This window comes from Pseudomonas sp. GW823-FHT02C02 (genome assembly GCF_058797635.1).
In genome coordinates this window covers 1-17,725 of the sequence record NZ_JBXAJV010000010.1, presented here as the reverse complement: position 1 = coordinate 17,725, position 17,725 = coordinate 1, and the positions used below count along the sequence as shown (strand labels likewise).

The 17,725-nt window shown below is 59.4% G+C and carries 16 protein-coding genes; 8 read left to right on the top strand and 8 right to left on the bottom strand.

Features of this window, described 5'->3' with window-relative positions; translation table 11 throughout:
• Window positions 1-8: 8 nt before the first annotated feature.
• Both AC1ROI_RS18505 and AC1ROI_RS18500 read right to left on the bottom strand, forming a co-directional pair.
• Window positions 9-353 (bottom strand): HepT-like ribonuclease domain-containing protein, encoded by a 345-nt coding sequence (locus AC1ROI_RS18505; protein ID WP_010458329.1) that lies wholly within the window; start codon window positions 351-353, stop codon window positions 9-11.
• On the bottom strand, window positions 350-640 hold the full coding sequence (locus tag AC1ROI_RS18500) for a nucleotidyltransferase family protein (protein WP_010458330.1): 291 nt from the start codon (window positions 638-640) through the stop codon (window positions 350-352). The genes AC1ROI_RS18505 and AC1ROI_RS18500 overlap by 4 nt, the downstream gene beginning before the upstream one ends.
• A 234-nt stretch (window positions 641-874) precedes the next feature.
• On the opposite strand from AC1ROI_RS18500, the gene AC1ROI_RS18495 reads away from it, so the two are divergent.
• The 4 genes from AC1ROI_RS18495 to AC1ROI_RS18480 all read left to right on the top strand — a co-directional run bounded on the left by AC1ROI_RS18495 (window position 875) and on the right by AC1ROI_RS18480 (window position 6,253).
• A complete protein-coding gene (locus AC1ROI_RS18495; protein WP_077749025.1) occupies window positions 875-2,572 on the top strand; it encodes a molecular chaperone HscC in 1,698 nt (565 codons plus the stop codon).
• Window positions 2,573-2,583: 11 nt separating this feature from the next.
• Window positions 2,584-4,305: a J domain-containing protein gene (locus tag AC1ROI_RS18490; protein ID WP_102594944.1), complete on the top strand. Its 1,722-nt coding sequence runs from the start codon at window positions 2,584-2,586 to the stop codon at window positions 4,303-4,305.
• A gap of 73 nt (window positions 4,306-4,378) precedes the next feature.
• Window positions 4,379-5,551 carry a hypothetical protein gene (locus AC1ROI_RS18485; RefSeq protein ID WP_077749027.1) on the top strand — a complete coding sequence of 391 codons (1,173 nt, stop codon included), beginning with the start codon at window positions 4,379-4,381 and terminating at the stop codon, window positions 5,549-5,551.
• 177 nt (window positions 5,552-5,728) lie between these two features.
• The gene (locus tag AC1ROI_RS18480) at window positions 5,729-6,253 is read left to right on the top strand and encodes an SET domain-containing protein-lysine N-methyltransferase (RefSeq protein ID WP_102594945.1); all 525 of its coding nucleotides are present in this window, start codon (window positions 5,729-5,731) and stop codon (window positions 6,251-6,253) included.
• Window positions 6,254-6,259: 6 nt separating this feature from the next.
• On the opposite strand, the gene can is transcribed toward AC1ROI_RS18480, so the two are convergent.
• Window positions 6,260-6,904: a carbonate dehydratase gene (can, locus tag AC1ROI_RS18475; protein WP_010458342.1), complete on the bottom strand. Its 645-nt coding sequence runs from the start codon at window positions 6,902-6,904 to the stop codon at window positions 6,260-6,262.
• A 142-nt stretch (window positions 6,905-7,046) separates the two neighbouring features.
• Between can and AC1ROI_RS18470 the strand changes: the two genes are divergently transcribed.
• Window positions 7,047-7,451 (top strand): hypothetical protein, encoded by a 405-nt coding sequence (locus AC1ROI_RS18470; RefSeq protein WP_010458344.1) that lies wholly within the window; start codon window positions 7,047-7,049, stop codon window positions 7,449-7,451.
• Between the two features lie 111 nt (window positions 7,452-7,562).
• On the opposite strand, the gene rimI is transcribed toward AC1ROI_RS18470, so the two are convergent.
• Together rimI and AC1ROI_RS18460 are read right to left on the bottom strand one after the other, a co-directional pair.
• On the bottom strand, window positions 7,563-8,015 hold the full coding sequence (gene rimI, locus AC1ROI_RS18465) for a ribosomal protein S18-alanine N-acetyltransferase (RefSeq protein ID WP_077749029.1): 453 nt from the start codon (window positions 8,013-8,015) through the stop codon (window positions 7,563-7,565).
• Complete coding sequence (locus tag AC1ROI_RS18460) at window positions 8,008-8,754, bottom strand: energy transducer TonB (RefSeq protein ID WP_102595874.1); 747 nt, start codon at window positions 8,752-8,754, stop codon at window positions 8,008-8,010. The genes rimI and AC1ROI_RS18460 overlap by 8 nt, the downstream gene beginning before the upstream one ends.
• A gap of 219 nt (window positions 8,755-8,973) precedes the next feature.
• On the opposite strand from AC1ROI_RS18460, the gene mksB reads away from it, so the two are divergent.
• Genes mksB through mksF form a run of 3 tightly spaced genes read left to right on the top strand, consistent with a single transcriptional unit; the run spans window position 8,974 to window position 13,779 of the window.
• Window positions 8,974-10,251 (top strand): Mks condensin complex protein MksB, encoded by a 1,278-nt coding sequence (mksB, locus tag AC1ROI_RS18455; RefSeq protein ID WP_010458351.1) that lies wholly within the window; start codon window positions 8,974-8,976, stop codon window positions 10,249-10,251.
• Window positions 10,241-10,942: an Mks condensin complex protein MksE gene (gene mksE / locus AC1ROI_RS18450; RefSeq protein WP_077749032.1), complete on the top strand. Its 702-nt coding sequence runs from the start codon at window positions 10,241-10,243 to the stop codon at window positions 10,940-10,942. The genes mksB and mksE overlap by 11 nt, the downstream gene beginning before the upstream one ends.
• On the top strand, window positions 10,939-13,779 hold the full coding sequence (gene mksF / locus AC1ROI_RS18445) for an Mks condensin complex protein MksF (RefSeq protein ID WP_102595873.1): 2,841 nt from the start codon (window positions 10,939-10,941) through the stop codon (window positions 13,777-13,779). Before mksE ends, mksF begins: the two co-directional genes overlap by 4 nt.
• A gap of 215 nt (window positions 13,780-13,994) precedes the next feature.
• Here mksF and AC1ROI_RS18440 read toward each other — a convergent pair whose 3' ends face one another.
• Genes AC1ROI_RS18440 through AC1ROI_RS18430 form a run of 3 tightly spaced genes read right to left on the bottom strand, consistent with a single transcriptional unit; the run spans window position 13,995 to window position 17,560 of the window.
• Window positions 13,995-16,298: a PqiB family protein gene (locus AC1ROI_RS18440; RefSeq protein WP_010458354.1), complete on the bottom strand. Its 2,304-nt coding sequence runs from the start codon at window positions 16,296-16,298 to the stop codon at window positions 13,995-13,997.
• A complete protein-coding gene (locus AC1ROI_RS18435) occupies window positions 16,291-16,914 on the bottom strand; it encodes a paraquat-inducible protein A (protein ID WP_010458355.1) in 624 nt (207 codons plus the stop codon). The genes AC1ROI_RS18440 and AC1ROI_RS18435 overlap by 8 nt, the downstream gene beginning before the upstream one ends.
• Window positions 16,901-17,560 carry a paraquat-inducible protein A gene (locus AC1ROI_RS18430; protein WP_077749035.1) on the bottom strand — a complete coding sequence of 220 codons (660 nt, stop codon included), beginning with the start codon at window positions 17,558-17,560 and terminating at the stop codon, window positions 16,901-16,903. Before AC1ROI_RS18430 ends, AC1ROI_RS18435 begins: the two co-directional genes overlap by 14 nt.
• Window positions 17,561-17,725 lie beyond the last annotated feature (165 nt).

Genomic DNA, 17,725 nt, shown 5'->3' with positions numbered 1-17,725 from the left:
AGGTGCAATCAGATTTGATCGGAGGGTAAAACCTTCAACAACTCAGGCAAGGCCGTCTGAACGGTATCCCACACCACTTCGAGATTGATATCGAAATAGCCGTGAGCAATGCGGTTGCGCATACCTCGCATGCTGCGCCATGGCACTTGTGAATTTTCGCTCGCAAAATCCGCATAGCCATCCATTACTTTGGTGGCTGCTTCACCAATAATGATGAGGCTCATGATCACAGCTTGCTGGGTACGTTTGTCTTCGGAAAACTCTTCTTTACTCAAGCCTTCGACAAAAATCAGCGCATCGCTTGCGGCTTGCCGCATATGGTCAAGGTAATCTGCGAGACGGTTAACAGTCATACGGGACGAGCCTGTTCGAGTACCTGCTGACGAAACTTCAACGGAAGATCTCCCGGCGTCAGCAGATCAACACTGACCCCCAGCAAATCTTCGAGCTCGACTTGAAGCCCTCCGAGATCGAAAAGCGTGGCCCCTGGGAGAGCGTCCACCAGTAAATCAAGGTCACTCCCTTCTTTATCTGTCCCGAGTAACGCGGAACCAAATACACGAGGGTTGGACGTACGAAATCGACCGACGACCTCGCGGACGGCTGCTCGTTTTAGATCCAGTGCAGTAGAAGGTTTCATGGGTGACCTTTGCCAAGTCCAATACTGCGCCAGTCTAGCAGTGCTCGAGAGCGGTAGACACTGCACCTCTTGTAACCCTCTGTCACATCCCACGCTTGCGGACCAAACCACGTCCCGCCGCAAATAATAGCTCAGTGCCACTACTTTCCTTTACCGCCCCGCTGCTCCGGTAATATCCTTGCGCGAATATTATCTGTATCAACTTTTTGCAGGCCGGAAAGGGAGTTCATCGCCATGATCGTAGGGATTGACCTGGGAACCACCAACAGCCTCGTTGCCGTCTGGCGCGGGGAGTCCAGCGAGTTGGTGCCCAATGCACTCGGCCAGTTCCTCACTCCCAGCGTGGTGGGTCTCGATGATCAGGGCCGGGTTCTGGTCGGCCAGGCTGCCCGCGAGCGCTTGCACACTCACCCGCGCCAGACCGCTTCGCTGTTCAAGCGGCACATGGGCAGCGCTACGGAAGTGCGTCTGGGAGACCGGTCATTCCGTCCCGAGGAGCTTTCGGCGCTGGTGCTCAAGAGCCTGAAGGAAGACGTCGAGCGGGCCTTCGGCGAAACCGTGCATGAAGCGGTGATCAGCGTGCCGGCCTACTTCAGCGATGCCCAGCGCAAGGCCACGCGCATTGCCGGTGAGCTGGCGGGTCTGAAGGTTGAAAAACTGATCAACGAGCCAACCGCTGCGGCGCTGGCGTATGGGCTGCATCAACGGGACAAGGAAACTTCGTTCCTGGTGTTCGACCTCGGCGGCGGCACCTTCGACGTGTCGATCCTGGAGCTCTTCGACGGGGTCATGGAAGTGCGCGCCAGCGCGGGCGACAACTTCCTGGGTGGTGAAGATTTCGACAGCGTGCTGCTTGAGCATTTCCTTGAGCACCATCGCAACACCGACAACTTTCCTGACCGCAACAGCATCATCCAGCCTTTGCGTCGCGAGGCCGAGCGCGTGCGCAAAGCCCTGGGCCAGGACAGCAGCGCCGAATTCAGCCTGCGGGTCGACGGCCAGCAATGGACGCAAACCATCACCCAAGCGCAATTGGCCACGCTCTACACGCCGCTGCTCGAACGCCTGCGCACACCGATCGAGCGGGCCCTGAGAGACGCGCGGATTCGGGTCAGTGATCTCGACGAAATCCTGCTGGTGGGCGGTACGACGCGCATGCCGCTGGTGCGCAAACTGGCGGCCGGCCTGTTTGGGCGTTTCCCTTCGATCAGTCTCGATCCGGACGAAGTCGTGGCCCACGGTGCGGCGATCCAGGCTGCCTTGAAAGCACGCTCCGCCGCGCTGGAAGAAGTGGTGCTGACCGACGTCTGTTCTTACACATTGGGCATCGAGACTTCGACCCAAATCGGCCAGCAGTACGAAAGCGGGCATTACTTGCCGATCATCGAGCGCAACAGCATCGTGCCGGTGAGCCGGGTCAAGACGGTGTACACATTGCAAGATAACCAAGAGCACGTGCTGCTGAAGATCTTTCAGGGCGAAAGCCGCCTGGTCAAAGACAACGTGGCATTGGGCGAACTGGACATCAAAGTGCCGAAACGCAAGGCCGGCGAAGTCGCCCTCGACGTGCGTTTCACCTACGACAACAACGGTTTGCTCGAAGCCCAGGTGGTCATTCCCCTGACGGGCGACAAGCATTCGCTGGTCATCGAAAACAACCCCGGCGTGCTCACACCCGAAGAGATTCAGGAACGCCTGGAGGGCCTGGCGCTGTTGAAGATTCATCCGCGCGATCAGCAGGTCAATACGGTGTTGACCGCACGTCTTGAGCGTCTCTATCAGGAAAGTCTGGGGCAGATGCGTGAACAGATTGCTCATTGGGCCAAACAGTTTCAGCACGTGCTTGATTCGCAGGATGAACGGCGGATCCGTGAAGCGCGCAGTGAACTGACCCAGCAACTGGGCACGCTGGACAACGGTCTCTGGCACTAAGGAGCAGCAATATGGATTGCTGGTCTGTGCTGGAACTGCCCGAAGACGCTGATGCGCGCACCCTCAAGCGAAGCTATGCAAGGCTGCTGAAAACCTTCCGGCCCGATGAAGATCCCGAAGGCTTTCAGCGCTTGCGTGAAGCCTATGAGCAGGCGCTGGGTGTTGCGCAATGGCGAGCCGAATACGCCGCCGAAGAACATGAAGTCGCAACGGTCGACATTGTCGAGAAGCCCAATCACACCGACCTCCAGGCAGGGTCCGATGTGCTCGGCGTGCGTCCGTTGAGCCTTCAAAATCCGCCTCCACTTCGGCCCTTGAACCTTGAAAGTCCGCCCCCTCTGCACTCGCTGAACCTTGCACCGTCCAACTCCCAGCCCCTTCACGAACCGGTTGCAGCGCCGGACGAACTCGCGGCGCGCGCCTTGCTCGACGGACTCTCCGAGCAGAATCTGTCCGAGCGCTGGGCCCAAGCGCAACAACAGCACTGCGCCAAGGCGTTTGAACAGCGATTGCTGGCGTTGTGCTTCGATCATCCGGGCTTGCGCAATTCGATTGCCGCCTGGGCGGTCCAGCACCTCGATTGGCTCGCGCCCTGGCAAAACGTCGAAATGACCGATTGGCAGCGAGACGCTCTCGCCAGCGGCTTGCTGCAGGATTATCGGCAGGCGTTGCAGGAGTTGCTCGAAGCCGGCAAGGAGCGGGAATTCCTGACACAGCTCAAAAGTTACACCGTGCAACCCTGGCTGCAGGTGTTCGATCGACGTCAGGAGTGGCAGCGGATCCTCCTGCAATTGTTCAACGACACCGAATGGAGCCTGCCACTGTTCGATCGCGTCGGTCAGGTGTTTGGCTGGGACGATAAAAAAGGCATTCATCCTGAACCGATGTCGCTCTGGCAGGCACTGATTGAACGCTGCAATCAGGAAAGCTTCTACGCAAGCCTGCAGGCCAAGGCCCAAGACAACCGGACCTGGGCCGCTGACGTTCAAGCCGCGCACTTGCTGATGAATCCGATGCAGCCTGGCCAACAGAAGAAAATGATCGACGGCTTTGGCCAGAACGAATGGCAGGCCTGTCATGACCTTGCGCAAACCCTCAAGTGGCGTTATCCGCAATTGCGTTTGCGGTTGCCCCACGCCGATGTTTTTCACTGGCGACGTTTCCTGCCGCGCCCCATCGCCGACGAAACCTGGGTGCGTGTCTGGGCGGGCATCGCACTGGCGCTGTTTTTGTTTTATTTCCCGACCGAATACAAATCCAAAGGCTTCAGCATCAGCATCCCAATGATATTTATCCCGTTGGCATTCGCCTGCGTGCCAGTCTGGTTCTTCCGTTTCGCCATGAGTTGGTGGGTGCCGATCATCTCGCATGTCGTTGTCCAGGACCTGTGGCTGACCGAAGGCCTGGTCCCCCGCCACTGGAACCCGGATACCCGTTGGCTGGTGATGCGACACGGTGTTCCGCAAGCCGTCCTCACGTTGCTGTTCGGGCTTCTGTTGGGTTGGCCGGGCATGGCGACTTATGTCGGTTTCATGCTGATCGGTCTCTTGCACAAACGCCGTATCGGTCAGCTCGACCCTGAACTGGCCGCTCGGCGTCCCTGGCTGACGGCGCTGCATTGGGCGCACTTCAGTCCGTTGCAGTTGGTGTTTTTGCTGGTGATGGTCGGCGTCATCTTCGTGTGTCGGATGTATTTCCCGGAATATCACCTGACTCATTTGATGTTCAGGTGAGCGATTGCCGGCCGATCTGCTTAAGTAACTATCGCCCGCGATCAACGCGGCCCACGCTGAAAAGGATCTGAGCATGTTCAAACTGACAGGACTTACCCTCGCGGCCCTTACCCTGAGCGCCGCCGCCCACGCCAATGTCGATCTGAAACTGGGCAGCACCGAACGCGTCACGCGGCTGTTCGCCTACCCCAACAACTGCAACGTCGTCTGCTTCCGCAACTGGACGCTTGAGCAAACCGTCGAGCACTACCTGACCCAAAGCGTACAGCGCGATGGCTACAGCACTGCGAAAGTGCGGGTCAAAACCGATAACGGTCAGCTCTACGCCGACATCAGCGGCGTGCCGAAGGGTTACGAAAAACCGTTGTCCGCGCTGCTCAATGCCGGTGATCTGGCCTACACGGGCGCCAAAAAGCTCAACGTTGATGGCAAGTGGGCTTACAGCTGGTATCTGTTCCTGCCACTGGGCATGGCCCTGGAAAACCGCAAGAGCGTCGAGCTGCTGCATTTCCCGCCGGATTACTCCCTGACACAGGCCCAGGATTACCTGCGCTCCGCCACCACGGATCGCTGGGCCACGCTGCTGACCGACAACGGTATCCCCGCCGATCAGACGCCGGGTTACCAGACCATCATTGATATCGCGCCGATTGCGGCGCCGGCCAGTGCAGGCAAGGATCTGGAAGGTGTCTACGACTACTTCAAGGACTACCAGACCACCATGGTCAAGGAAGTCAGCCAGAACGCCAGCGGTGCCACGTTGCCGATGGTCGCGTTTGGCGCACCGGTGCGTAACTGGATCAAGCAGCAATACGGGCCGACCGTGAATGTGCTGGGTCTGGCCACGATCAGCCCGAGCGCCGGGGTGAAGGTGCCGGTGCTGGGCTCCAACCACCCGAGCTACATCTGGTACGCCGCCAACCCAGAGAGCTACACCGGCGACGATGCTCAGGCCAAGGCCGATGCCGCGGGCCTGAAAGTCATGGGCCAGGATTTGAGCGCCGCCTGCTGGCAGGCCGGTATGGGCAGCAAACCCGGGACCGACCCGACCGCTCAGCTGAAAGGCTGCACACAGACGTGGCAAGTGACCCAGAAAGAAAAAACCTGCGAGCTGTTCTACACCTCGATCCGTAACCTGACGCCTGAACAAGCCGTGGCCAAATGCGCGACGACGCCGATCCAGTCCGAGCTCAAACAGCTGCAAGCCCCGGCACCTGTGACTGCGGCTCCGGCGCCTGCGCTGTAAACGCCCTTGCACGTTTGCGTGTGAGCGAAGGCTTACGCGCAAAAGCGCACTTTCCTTCTGTCAGTTCTGACAGTAGACCCGTCGTTTCATTTGCGAGATCTTGAGGTAACCCCCTGTGTTGCAGGGCTGACAGGACGTCAGTTGGGAAGTCGCAACGCGCTGCCGACAAGGATCGTTATGAAACCTCATTCCCTGCACGGGCCCCTGGCGCAAGCTCCCGATGGATTCTATCCATTCCCGGAGCTACCGCCAGGCCTTGGATTTCCTTCCCGGGTCGATTTCGAGATTATCTACAACGCGAGTGGATTGGCCGCGGCCATCGTAGCCCTGCGCGAATTTCCACAGATCAGCCGAATCTGCCGCGTGTCGGGGCATCTCGTGCCTTATCGCCATCGACATACCCGGCAACTGGCGCCTGGTATCCACGTCTACGACCCACACTTCAGCGGGCTGCTGAGGCACTCCTGCGACCCCAATGTCTTTCTCGACATGAGCGAAATGTGGTTGTGGGCACTGACGGATATTAATAAAGGCGACAACTTGACGATGGATTACGCCACGACCGAAGACAAACTGCTGCGCCAGTTCGCCTGTCAGTGCGGGTCCCCGGAGTGTCGAGGCTGGATCTGCGGCTACGATGAACAGCCGAACGCCGACGGCCAGTTGTATTTCCACCACTGGCGTCGGCGCAGTCTCTGTTGAACCGTTTTACAGCGTTTCGACCGGACGCAGTCGGTACTGCGGCGGCAATTGCTCAAAACCGCTGATGGTCGTGTTCAGGCTTTTCCACCGGCCATCCTTGATGCCGTAGATGCAACCATGGATCGACAGGTTCTGCCCGCGATGCCAGGCGTTTTGCACAATGCTGGTATGGCCGACGTTGGCCACTTGCTGGATCACGTTGAGCTCGCAGAGACGGTCGACCCGCTCTTCTTCGGTCGGCAACCCGGCCAGTTCTTCGCGCTTCTCGTAATAGAGATCACGGATCGAGCGCAGCCAGCCGTCGATCAGGCCCAGCTGGCGATCCTGCATCGAAGCGCGCACACCGCCGCAGCCGTAGTGGCCCGTGACGAGGATGTGTTTGACCTTGAGCACGTCGACCGCGTACTGAATCACCGACAGGCAGTTGAGGTCAGTGTGCAGCACCACGTTGGCCACGTTGCGGTGGACGAACAGGTCGCCGGGCAGCATGCCGACGATCTCGTTGGCAGGCACCCGGGCGTCGGAACAGCCAATCCACAAGTATTCCGGCGTCTGTTGGCGAGCCAGCTTGGAGAAGAAGTCCGGATCTTCCTGTTTGATCGCCTCGGCCCAGCGTTCGTTGTTATCAATCAGATCTTGTAATTCGTTCATGCTGTAAAGCCTCAAGAATGATGCGCTGGTTTGACAGACAACCGCCCGTCGGGGTCACGCGCTTGATGCAAGTAATGCCGGGTGGAATTCTCAGGAGTTCAGCGGGTCCACCCTAGTAAGGCCCACAGTATGAGGAATTGCCATGACTGATTCACGACGTCCGTACGATGCGGTGCAGCCCGAGCCCATCGACGACAACGAAGACCGCATGGGTTCGATGCATGAACTGGATTTCGACGAGGAAGAACCCAGCGCGAAAATAGGCGACGAACTGCCGGAAACCGAGCGCGAACGGCTGATGCCTCGGGAACGTGTGCGTGAAGCGGGCATGACGGGGGCCTCGACCGATGACCATGAGTCTACAGATGATGACATGAGCCCGGAAACGTTGATCCGTGAAGACGGTGCGCGGGATGCCCATGAGGCCGGTGAAGGCAATCAGGCGGATTGGGATTTGAGTATTGTCGATGAAGACGATATTGGCGGGGGCAATGGGCTGGATGAGGCGGAGATGGCGCGGCGGGATCCGATGGACGGTAATCGTTGATCGTAGATGTCAGTCAGGACGCCTTCGCGGGCAAGCCTCGCTCCTACGGGATTAGTGGGTACGACACCAGTCCTGTAGGAGCGAGGCTTGCCCGCGAAGCTTCAAAAAGGCTCAGTCGACCAAAGTGCAGGCCATGACCACGGCATCTTCCCGCCCTCCCACCGCGGGGTAGTAATCCCGCCGCCGCCCAATCTCGTTAAACCCATAACGCTCATACAACTTGAACGCGCCACGGTTGCTGTCGCGCACTTCCAGAAAACATTCCCGCGCCTTGGCGTTATACGCCCGGGACATCAAATGCTCCAGCAGCGTCAAACCCAGCCCACGGCCCTGATTCTCGGGCTTGACGGTGATGTTGAGCAGATGCGCTTCATCCAGAATGATCTGCACCACGCCGTGACCGACCTGTTGCTGCCCTTCGAACATCAGCCAGATCTGGTACTTGCCCAGCCCATCCAGAAAAATCCCGCGGGTCCAGGGATGGCTGTACGCCGCGTATTCGATTTTCAGTACAGCGTCCAGGTCCGCCTCGGTCATCGGGCGGAACGATACAGCGTCACTCATTTGATTCTTTCCAGCGCGCCATCAGCCGACGCATGGCTTGCCAGACATCAGCCTTACGCTGTGGCTCTTCCATTAATAATTCCAGGCCCGGCAGGGCCCAGACCGAGCCCAGGCCTTCGACCTGGAGTTCACGGTTGAAGGATTCGGCGTTCGCCTCACCGGCAAAACGCACCGCTGGCAGGCCGATCAGCCACACGCAAACGCACGGAGCGTCTTCCAGCCGGGCCGAGAGAAAACCTTGCACGAAGTCCCGAGCGGCTTCCGGCCCCTGATCCATGGTGCCCCGGGCCAACAGCGGCCAGCGCACCGGCTCGCCGATGATCTGTGGGCTGTCCGGCAGACCGGCGGCGCGCAGCATGTCTTTGAGCAGCAGATAGGCCGGATCGCGGGTCTGGAACGTCTCGCCTGTGGGTAACTCGACCAACAGCAGGCACCGACCAGCGCGCAGCAATTGCAGGGAAAAACGCGGTGGCGGCACTGGCACAGACTTGGCGACGACTGGCGCGGCGTCTTCTTCGACCTTGGCGTTCGTGCGGGTGCTGGCCAGCGATGGCCGCGGCACCTCGATCTTGACGCGCTCCGTCGGTGCCATCACCGGCGCAGCGGCAGCGGCAGGTGCTGGCGCGGAGGCAGGCACCACCGGCGCGACGACCAACGGCTCCGGCATCTCCATCAGCTCGGGACGCGATGGCGCGGCAAAGGGCAATTCAGTGCGCGGCAGCCAGTTGACCACCTGCATGGCAGTCAAATAGGCGCGGCGACGGGACTCGATTAGCAAAGGTCGGCCACTTGTGGATAACTAAAGTGCGCTGATTCTACCGCCCTTCGCTCAAGATCGCCCGCGCTTGATCGATACTCTTTCCCTTAGAAACAGCTACAGCCCGTCCCGAGAGTGAATCGCATCGGTCCCGATGCAGTACAATCGCGGCTTTTAATCGCCAACCAGCCGGCCATTCCGATGATCGAACCCAAGCGCGTCTTGCGCGCCCTCGCTGAACACTGGGCACTTCTGGAGCCACTGTGCGAGCACTTCGACCAAGGCACATTGAGCCTCAACGAACTGCGTTCACAGTTGGCAGCCCAGCAACTCGACAGTACGCCGCAGGACATCACCAGCCTGCTGGACGTGTGGATCCGCCTCGACATTCTGGTTCCCGTGGCAAAAAGCCCGAACCGTTTCGAGCTCAATGCGCAGATCCACGACTTCCTCGCTTACCTGCGCCGTGAGCACCGTCTGGGCCTGTGCCTGGAAATCGAAGCCTATCTGCGCCACCTCGAACGTCTGGCCGGTTATATTCAGGACGCTTTCGACATTCGCGACGGCCACGATCTGGCGCGCCAATTGCGTTTGCTCGACATGCGCGTACGCGATGTATTGAAGAAACTCGCCAACGACGAACAGGCCCTGGTGGCCGTCGCCGAACGCGCCAAGACCAGCGACCGGCAGATCCCGCTGCGTCAGCGTTACGCCGAAGTACTGGCGACCTGGGACGAATACGTCGAGCCGATGATTCAGTTGGTGAACGCCGACGGTGCCTTCGAGCAAGGCGTGCGCAAGGTCGAGAACGTCCTGCTGCGCATGCTCACCGAACAACAGCGCCTCGGTCACCTGGTCGACGACGACATGCTGCTGCGTACTCACGCGCGCATCCTCGAAATGCAGACCAGCGCCCAACTGACCCTGCGCCACGCCCGCGAATTGCTGCTGCCGCTGCGTGAAGAAGCCCGTCGACACAACGCCGTGACCCGTGGCGCTGCGCTGGCCTTGTCGGCCATTCGTCGCAAAGGCATCGATGCGGTGCCGCAAGCGGCGATGCCGATGTTCACCCGCCCGCAAAGCACCTTCCTCGGCAGCGCCAGTCAGGTCGAAGCCTACGTTTATGCGCTGGCCCGATTCGAGCCGAAACCGGCGCGCTTCCCCAAGGCCCACAAAACGCAGAAAGGCGAAGCGCCGCGCGCGCCACGCACGGTTCGGGAAATGCTCGAACGCTGCGAAGACGCCCTGCCGATGCCGGACCTGATGACCTGGCTGCTGGAGCAGGAGCCGGACGGCGCCACCGACGAATTGCTTTACTGGTTCTCGCGCCTGTCGCGGGAAAAACGCTTCACACGCGAGCGTCTGGAACGCCGCGATTACCACACTCACGAGCACCAGGTCAGCCTGCGCTCCTTCGCCCTGCTCTCGGCCCGCGACACCGCCGCCGAGGATTCTGCGAGCACCCCACATGCATCTTGATCTATCCGAACTGTCCCAACTGGCGCCGATCTTTCGCGAGCTGTTCAAGGGCTACCACGTCAGCCGCCGCGACCCGGAGTTGTACGCGCAACTGTCGAACTTCCAGGACCAGTACCGCACGCTGTTCAGGGCGCTGGGCTATGAGTTGGTCTGCGATACCCGTGGTTTCTATTACTTCGTGCCGGACCTTGCGGCGGCAGCGGTGAACAAGACTGCGCAACGTCTGGCGTTGTTCACCTTCATCCTCGTCGAGCACTTGGCGGATCAGGGGCGTGACCCGGTCGCCGTGCTCGACGGCGGCAGCCTCGGCCGCGATGAATTGCCGTCCTTGCTGGAAAAATACCGCGACCTGTTCATCCAGGCCGAAGTGCAGACCGTGGAAGAACTCGAAGAAAAAATCATGCGCCGCATGACCCAGCTCGGTTTTGCCGGCGAAGAAAACGGCATCTACCGCTTCCTGCCGCCGATGCATCGTTTCCTCGACGTTTGCCTGTCGGTTCAACAAGACCGCGATCTGGCGGCCAGCCTGCACAGCGTCTTACCGCTGCCGGTTCCGGTGCTGATCGATGACGACAGCGACGAAAAACTGCTGCAAACCGATGATCCGCTCGATCTGAGTGACTTCGAAGAAGAAAGCGAAGAAGACGCCATGGCCCGCGCCATTGCAGAAGAACAGGAGACCGACGCATGAGCAAGGAACGCTACGGCATTCGCCGCTTTGCCCTTTTGAACACCGCCGGTTACAGCCTCGGCCTGTTCCCGCTGGAAGAACCGTTGTCGGTCTACGGCGCGAACAACCTCGGTAAATCCGCCTCGATCAACGCGTTGCAGTTTCCGATTCTGGCGCGCATGTCGGACATGAGTTTCGGCAAGTACAGCCTGGAACAATCCCGTCGTTTCTACTTCGCCTCGGACACCAGTTACATCCTGGTCGAAGTCTCGCTGCCCCACGGCCCGCACGTAATCGGCGTGGTCGGGCGCGGCCCGGGCGGTGGTTTCGGTCACCAGTTCTTTGCCTACGCCGGCAAACTGGACCTGGCGCATTACCAGAAGAACGACACCTGCCTGCGCCAGAAAGAGCTGTTCACCAACCTTGAGCGAGAGGGCCTGAAAGCCTATGAACTCAAGCCGGATGAGCTGCGTCGCTTGCTGGTCGGCGGTCACACCTCAATCCCGCTGGACCTGACCCTGATCCCGCTGCGCTCCACCAGCGAGCAGAGCCTGAAGACGTTCCGCGCACTGTTCATCAACCTGCTGCACATGCGCGAAATCACCGCGGCCAAGCTCAAGCAGCTGTTCCTCGATGCGTTTGAACACAGCTTGCGTTCCGGCAGCGTCGATTACATCGCCGCGTGCGAAGAAGCGTTCCGCGATGTACGCCGCATGGAGCAGGACTACAACTCGCTGGTCACCGCCGGCCCGTTGGTTGAAGCCCTCGCCGCTGGCGTGACCCAGCGCAATATTCTGCGCGGCAAGTTGCACCGGATCTCTCCGCTGCTCGATTCGTTGCTTGGCACTTGGTCGGATTACGCCAGTGCGCGCAAGGAAGAGCTGACGATTCAGGCCGAGCACTACCGCAACGAGCAGGACGCGCTGCAAAACGATCAGCGTGGCGGCACTCAGGAGTTGATGCGCCTGGAGCGGGAAATCACCGGCATCCAACGTTGGCTCGGCGAACTCTCGGCGTTGAAGAATCGCTTCGCGTTGGTCGATGACGTCAAAGTGCTGGAGCAGCAACTGCTCGCGGCCAAGGACGCGCACGATGAACTGGCCGGTGCGCTGGCCCAGTCGCGGCAGTTCTCTGCCGAAGACCTCGAAGAACGTCTGCGGGACCTGGAAAAACGCCTGAAATCGGTGAAACAGCAACTCGATCACGCCGACAACAACAGCTACGCCCGTCTGCGCGAAGAGTTCTCGCAGCAGGACGTTGAGCGTTTGATGCGTCTGTTCAACAGCGCGCTGTTCAGCCTGCCGCTGGGTGAGCATGGCATTACGCTGGATGAGGACGGTCAGTGGGTCAAATCCCTGGAGCTGATCCTCGACGGCTTCAAAGGTGAGCGTTTCGAAGTACCAGGCCTGGCCATCGACATCTCGCACATTGAGCCGCCAGCCCTGCAAGCCCTGGCCGACCGCGCGGCATTGCGCGATCAGAAAGACCGCCTGGAGAAAGAACTCAAGCAACTGAAAACCCAGGCTGCCGTGGTCGCCGACCGCGCAGCGAGCAAGACCCAGACCGAAGCGCTGTACCAGCAAGTGCTGGATGCGCAAAAAGCCCTGGAAGATTTCCGCCGCGCACAAACCCTGAGCGCCGAAGAAGGCGACAAGCTGGAGCAACTGGCGCAGATGGAAGCGGCGCAGGACGAATTGAAGCGTTCCAGCGATGCCTTCACCGAGCGCGTCCAGCAACTGTCGGCCAAGCTGCAACTGGTCGGCCGGCAGATCGGCGACATGGAAGCCAAGCAACGCACCCTAGACGACGCCCTGCGCCGCCGTCAGCTGTTGCCCGCAGACCTGCCGTTCGGTACGCCGTTCATGGACCCGATCGATGACTCCATGGACAACCTGCTGCCGCTGCTCAACGACTATCAGGACAGCTGGCAGGGTTTGCAGCGCAGCGATGGCCAGATCGAGGCGCTTTATGCGCAGGTTCGCCTCAAGGGCGTGGCCAAGTTCGACAGCGAAGACGATATGGAGCGTCGCCTGCAACTGCTGATCAACGCTTACGCGCACCGCACCGACGAAGCGCTGACCCTCGGCAAGGCGCGCCGTGCGGCGGTGACCGACATCGCCCGGACCCTGCGCAACATCCGCAGCGACTACGACAGCCTTGAGCATCAACTGGCGCTGTTCAACCGCGAGATCAACAAACGTCAGGTCTCCAACCTGCAGAGCTTCCGCATCGTGCTCGCGCCGAACAAGGAAGCCCTCAAGCACATCGACCAGATCATCCACAGCGCCGGTCAGTACGAGGAAGGCGAAACCCTTTCGGTCTTCGACCTGAGCCAAAGCGCCGATCAGGACAACAAGAACGAAGAAGCCAAGGAATACCTGGCCCGTCTGGTGGCGGCTAACCACAACCAGCTCGGCCTCAAGGACTTGTTCGAACTGGCGTTCGAGATTACCAAGGTCAATGGTCAACCGGTTATCCACACTGACATCGATGGCGCGGCCTCCAACGGCACCACGATGACCATCAAGGCGCTGACCAACATGTACTTGTTGCTGCACTTGATGGACCGCGACCAGGCCGGTCGCGTGCGCCTGCCGTACTACCTCGACGAGGCGGCGGACATCGACGAGAAGAACCAGGCTGCGCTGCTGGAAACGAGTCTGCAACTTGGCTTCGTGCCGATCCTGGCGAGTGTGAAGCCGCAGGTCTGTGCCAGTGTGGCGATTGACCTGGAAGGTGGCAGTGGGCCAAACGGGATCTACATCGATGAGGCGGACTGGAAGTACATCCGTCGTCATGATGAGGTGAAGGCTGTAGTTAACGTTGAAGCAGATGAGCCGGAGCTGGACGCGGTTTGATTCGCGTTAATCGAAGGCATTAAAAAGGCCGCGATCCAATGGATCGCGGCCTTTTTTTGGGCATGTCTTTTTAGTGATTCAGTGTACTTGAGGGCCTCTTCGCGAGCAGGCTCGCTCCCACAGGGGGTTGGTGTCGATCACAAATTCCGTGGTCACAGCCAATCCCTTGTGGGAGCGAGCCTCCTCGCGATGGCGGCAGCAGGGACACCAATAGTCTATTTACCGAGTGAAATCTTCGGCGCCCAGGTCAGCCATTCATCTTCAAACTTGTCGAACAGCGGGAACGTCTGCTCAGGCCGCGCCGGATTGCCCATGCGATCACCCTCCGGCGTGGCGAAGGCGATACCGCCCTGAATCAGCGTTTCCAACGATTCGGTACGGACCGTCGCGCCTTTGAACAAGCCGTAGTCGAACCCGAAACCGCTGGTGTTCCAGAAACGCGTGCCGCTGCGCACCAATGGCGCGTATTTCGGCTCGATCAGAATGTGCACCAACACACGGTCAGCGGTCTGACCCAATTCATAGCCCGTCACCTTGCCCACGGTGACCTCGCGGTACGTTACCGGCACACCGGTTTTCAGTGAACCACGGCGAGCGGCGCTCAACACCAGACTCAAACCGGCTTCTTGCTTGGCCGATTCCGGTGGAGTGGCCAGGGCGACGAAGTTCTTCTGCGGCCCCAGATTCTTCGCTGCTGGCTGCACTTCGATGTATTGGCCAGTTACCAGCGTTTCCAGGTTGGAGGTCTTGATCAGGCCCAACTCAGGCTTGACCACCCAGAACTGGCTGCCGACCCGGGCAATGCGCTCCGGCACTTCGGTGATTCGTGCGGTGAGCATCACCGATTGCAGGTCATCACTGAGGTCGACATCTTCGATCTTGCCGACATCCAAGCCTTTGAATCTCACGGGAGTGCCACTGCGCAAGCCATCGGCGCGATCGACCTTGATCGTAACCACGGCGCCTTTCTGGTTGGCTTCCTCATGGCTGGCGAACAGGCGGAAACGCGGAATGCGTTTTTGCAACGGCGCCTTGGCTTCGGGGGTTTCGAAAGCGATGCCGCCGGCCATCAGGCTTTGCAACGATTCACTTTTGACCTGGATTCCACCGGTCAGTCCGCCTGTGAGCGTGATTCCGCTAGCATTCCAGAAGCGTGTCGAGGCATTGACCAAGCCTTCGTATTCCTTCTCGATGTGGACACCGATCACCAGTTGCTTCTTCTTTTTGGAGAACTGATAGCTCTGCACCGAACCAACCTTGACCTGCTTATAGAGAATCGGACTGCCGACTTCCAGCGAACCCAGGTTTTCGGTGAACAACACCAGGTGCAGACCGGGCGAACGCAGGTCCAACGGCGGCGCCTTGGGTCTGGCCACAAATTCACGTTGCGGCGCGGCCCCTTTGTCGCCCGGTCGCACAGCGATGTAGTTACCTTTGACCAAGGCCTCCAGCCCGGTGATGCCCGCAAGGGAAATCGACGGTTTGACCACCCAGAACTGAGTGCCTTCGACCAGGTAATCCTCGGCCAGTGGATCAAGTGTCAATTCGGCAGTGGCGGCATTCAGGTCCGGATCGACCTTCAGTGCTTTCAGGTTGCCGACCTGGATGCCTTTGTACATGACCGGAGTACGGCCGGCCTGCAGGCCTTCGAAATCGCTGAGTTTGACCTTGACCCGAATACCGGCAGCGGCGGCATCGAAGTCCTCGTAGAGGCGAAACGGCAGGCTTGGATCGGTGGGCGGGCTGTCCTTGCGGTTCTCCGGCGTGGCGAAGGCGATACCGCCGGCGACGATGCTGGCGAGCGATTCGCTGCGCACTTTTACACCAGACAGGTTGGCGTCGATGCTGATGCCGCTGGCGTTCCAGAAACGGGTGTGTTTGCGCACCAGATTGGCGTAGGTGGGCTCAATGAACACTTTGAGCTCGACTGTGCTTTGATCTTCCGACAGCAAGTAGCTTTTGACCTGGCCGACCTTGATCTGCTTGTAGAACACCGGGCTGCCGCGATTCAGTGAACCGAGACGATCAGCCTTGATGGTGAGGTGCAGGCCGGGCTGAGAGTCTGACAGCGGGGGCTCTTCAGCCAGGGCCTTGAACTTGCGGGTAGGCTCGCCCTCGCCGGGGCTGATGGCCACGTAGTTGCCGGACACCAGCGTTTCCAGCCCGGTGATACCAGCCAGGGTCACGCTCGGTTTGACCAGCCAGAAACGGGTGCTGGTCTTGAGGTATTGCTCCACGTCCTTGTTCATCTCGACGGTGGCGATCACACCTTTGGAACTGCCTTCGTCATCGAGCTTAAGGGTTTTCACCTTGCCGACTGGCATGCCCTTATAGACGACTTCAGTCTTGTTGGCCTGAATGCCTTCACCGCTTTCGAAACGCACCTGTATCTCGATGCCAGTTTCGCTGTAGGCACGCCAGCCGAGCCAGCCGCCGATGATCAGGGCGATCAGGGGCAGCACCCAGATGGCAGACCAGTTCGAAGCCGGTCGGGTTTTAGCTGTAGGCAAATCAGTCATGGTCGTCGTCCGACTCCGTGTTATCCCAAATCAGTCGGGGATCGAAAGTAACTGCGGCAAGCATCGTCAAAATCACCACACTGGCGAAAGCGATGGCACCAAGATTGGCTTCGACGCTGGCAAGCCGTCCGAAATTCACGACCGCCACCAGGATGGCGATCACGAAGATGTCCAGCATCGACCAGCGGCCGATGAACTCGATAAAGCGGTACATCCAGATTCGTTGGCGTGCCGAGAGGGGCTGGCGGCGTTGTACTGAAAACAGCAGCAGTGCGATGCCCACCAGCTTGAACGTCGGCACCAGAATACTGGCGATAAAAACCACGGCGGCGATGGGAATCATACCGTGCTGAACCAGCTGGATAACGCCCGACATGATGGTGCTGGGATCGCCCTGCCCTAATGAGCTGACAGTCATGATCGGCAGCACGTTGGCCGGAATGTAGAGAATCGCTGCGGTGACCAGCAGTGCCCAGGTCCGCATGACACTGTTCGGGCGACGGGCGTGCACCAGCGCACCGCAACGGGTGCAGGTTTGCTCGTCGGTGTCGGCTTCCTGCTTGTTCAATTCATGGCATTCGGTGCAAATCAGAATGCCTGCATCAATCGCCCGCATGGGCATCCTCTCCTGACAAAGCCTGCCAGATCTGATGAGGCGACATCACGACCTCCAACCAGACCTGGACCAACAACAAACTGATAAAGCAGGCCAAACCGAGACCTACTGTAATGGCTGCCATATCTGCCAGTTTTACGATCGCCACCAGTACGCCCATGAGGTAAACCTCGAGCATCCCCCAGTCCCTTAGATGGTGATAAATACGGTAGAGCAGCAAACCGTAGCTGCGTCCGATATCAAACCGGATGCTCAATAGCACGGCCAATTGGCAGAGCAACTTGAGCAACGGGATTCCCATGCTGCACAGGAACACAATCACCGAGACGCCTTGCATGCCGGTATCGAACAGACCGACAACGCCGGTCCAGACGGTGTCTTGCGACGATTGCCCGAGTAGATTGAGCTGCATGATGGGTAAAAAGTTCGCCGGGATGTACAACAACAGCGCGGCGATGACCAACGCGAGACTGCGCTGCACTACGTTGTGCCGATGGGCGTAGAGTTCGTAACCGCAGCGCGGGCACAGGGCTTTCTCGCCATGGGCAAGCTCAGGCTTGCGCATCAGCAAGTCACACTCATGGCAGGCCACCAAGTCGTCCAGCGGTAATTCTGACAGCCCGGGGGCGTCAACCGGATCTGGCATAAGGGCTCTGGCTCCGAAAAAAGTTGGACCTATTCTAGTGTCATGAGTCGAAAATAACTGTGCAAATTTGTGTTGTAGCTTGAGGAGAACTTTCCTGCGGACAAAACAAAACCCCTACCTGCATACGCAGATAGGGGTTTCGGAATTTAATCTTGACGATGACCT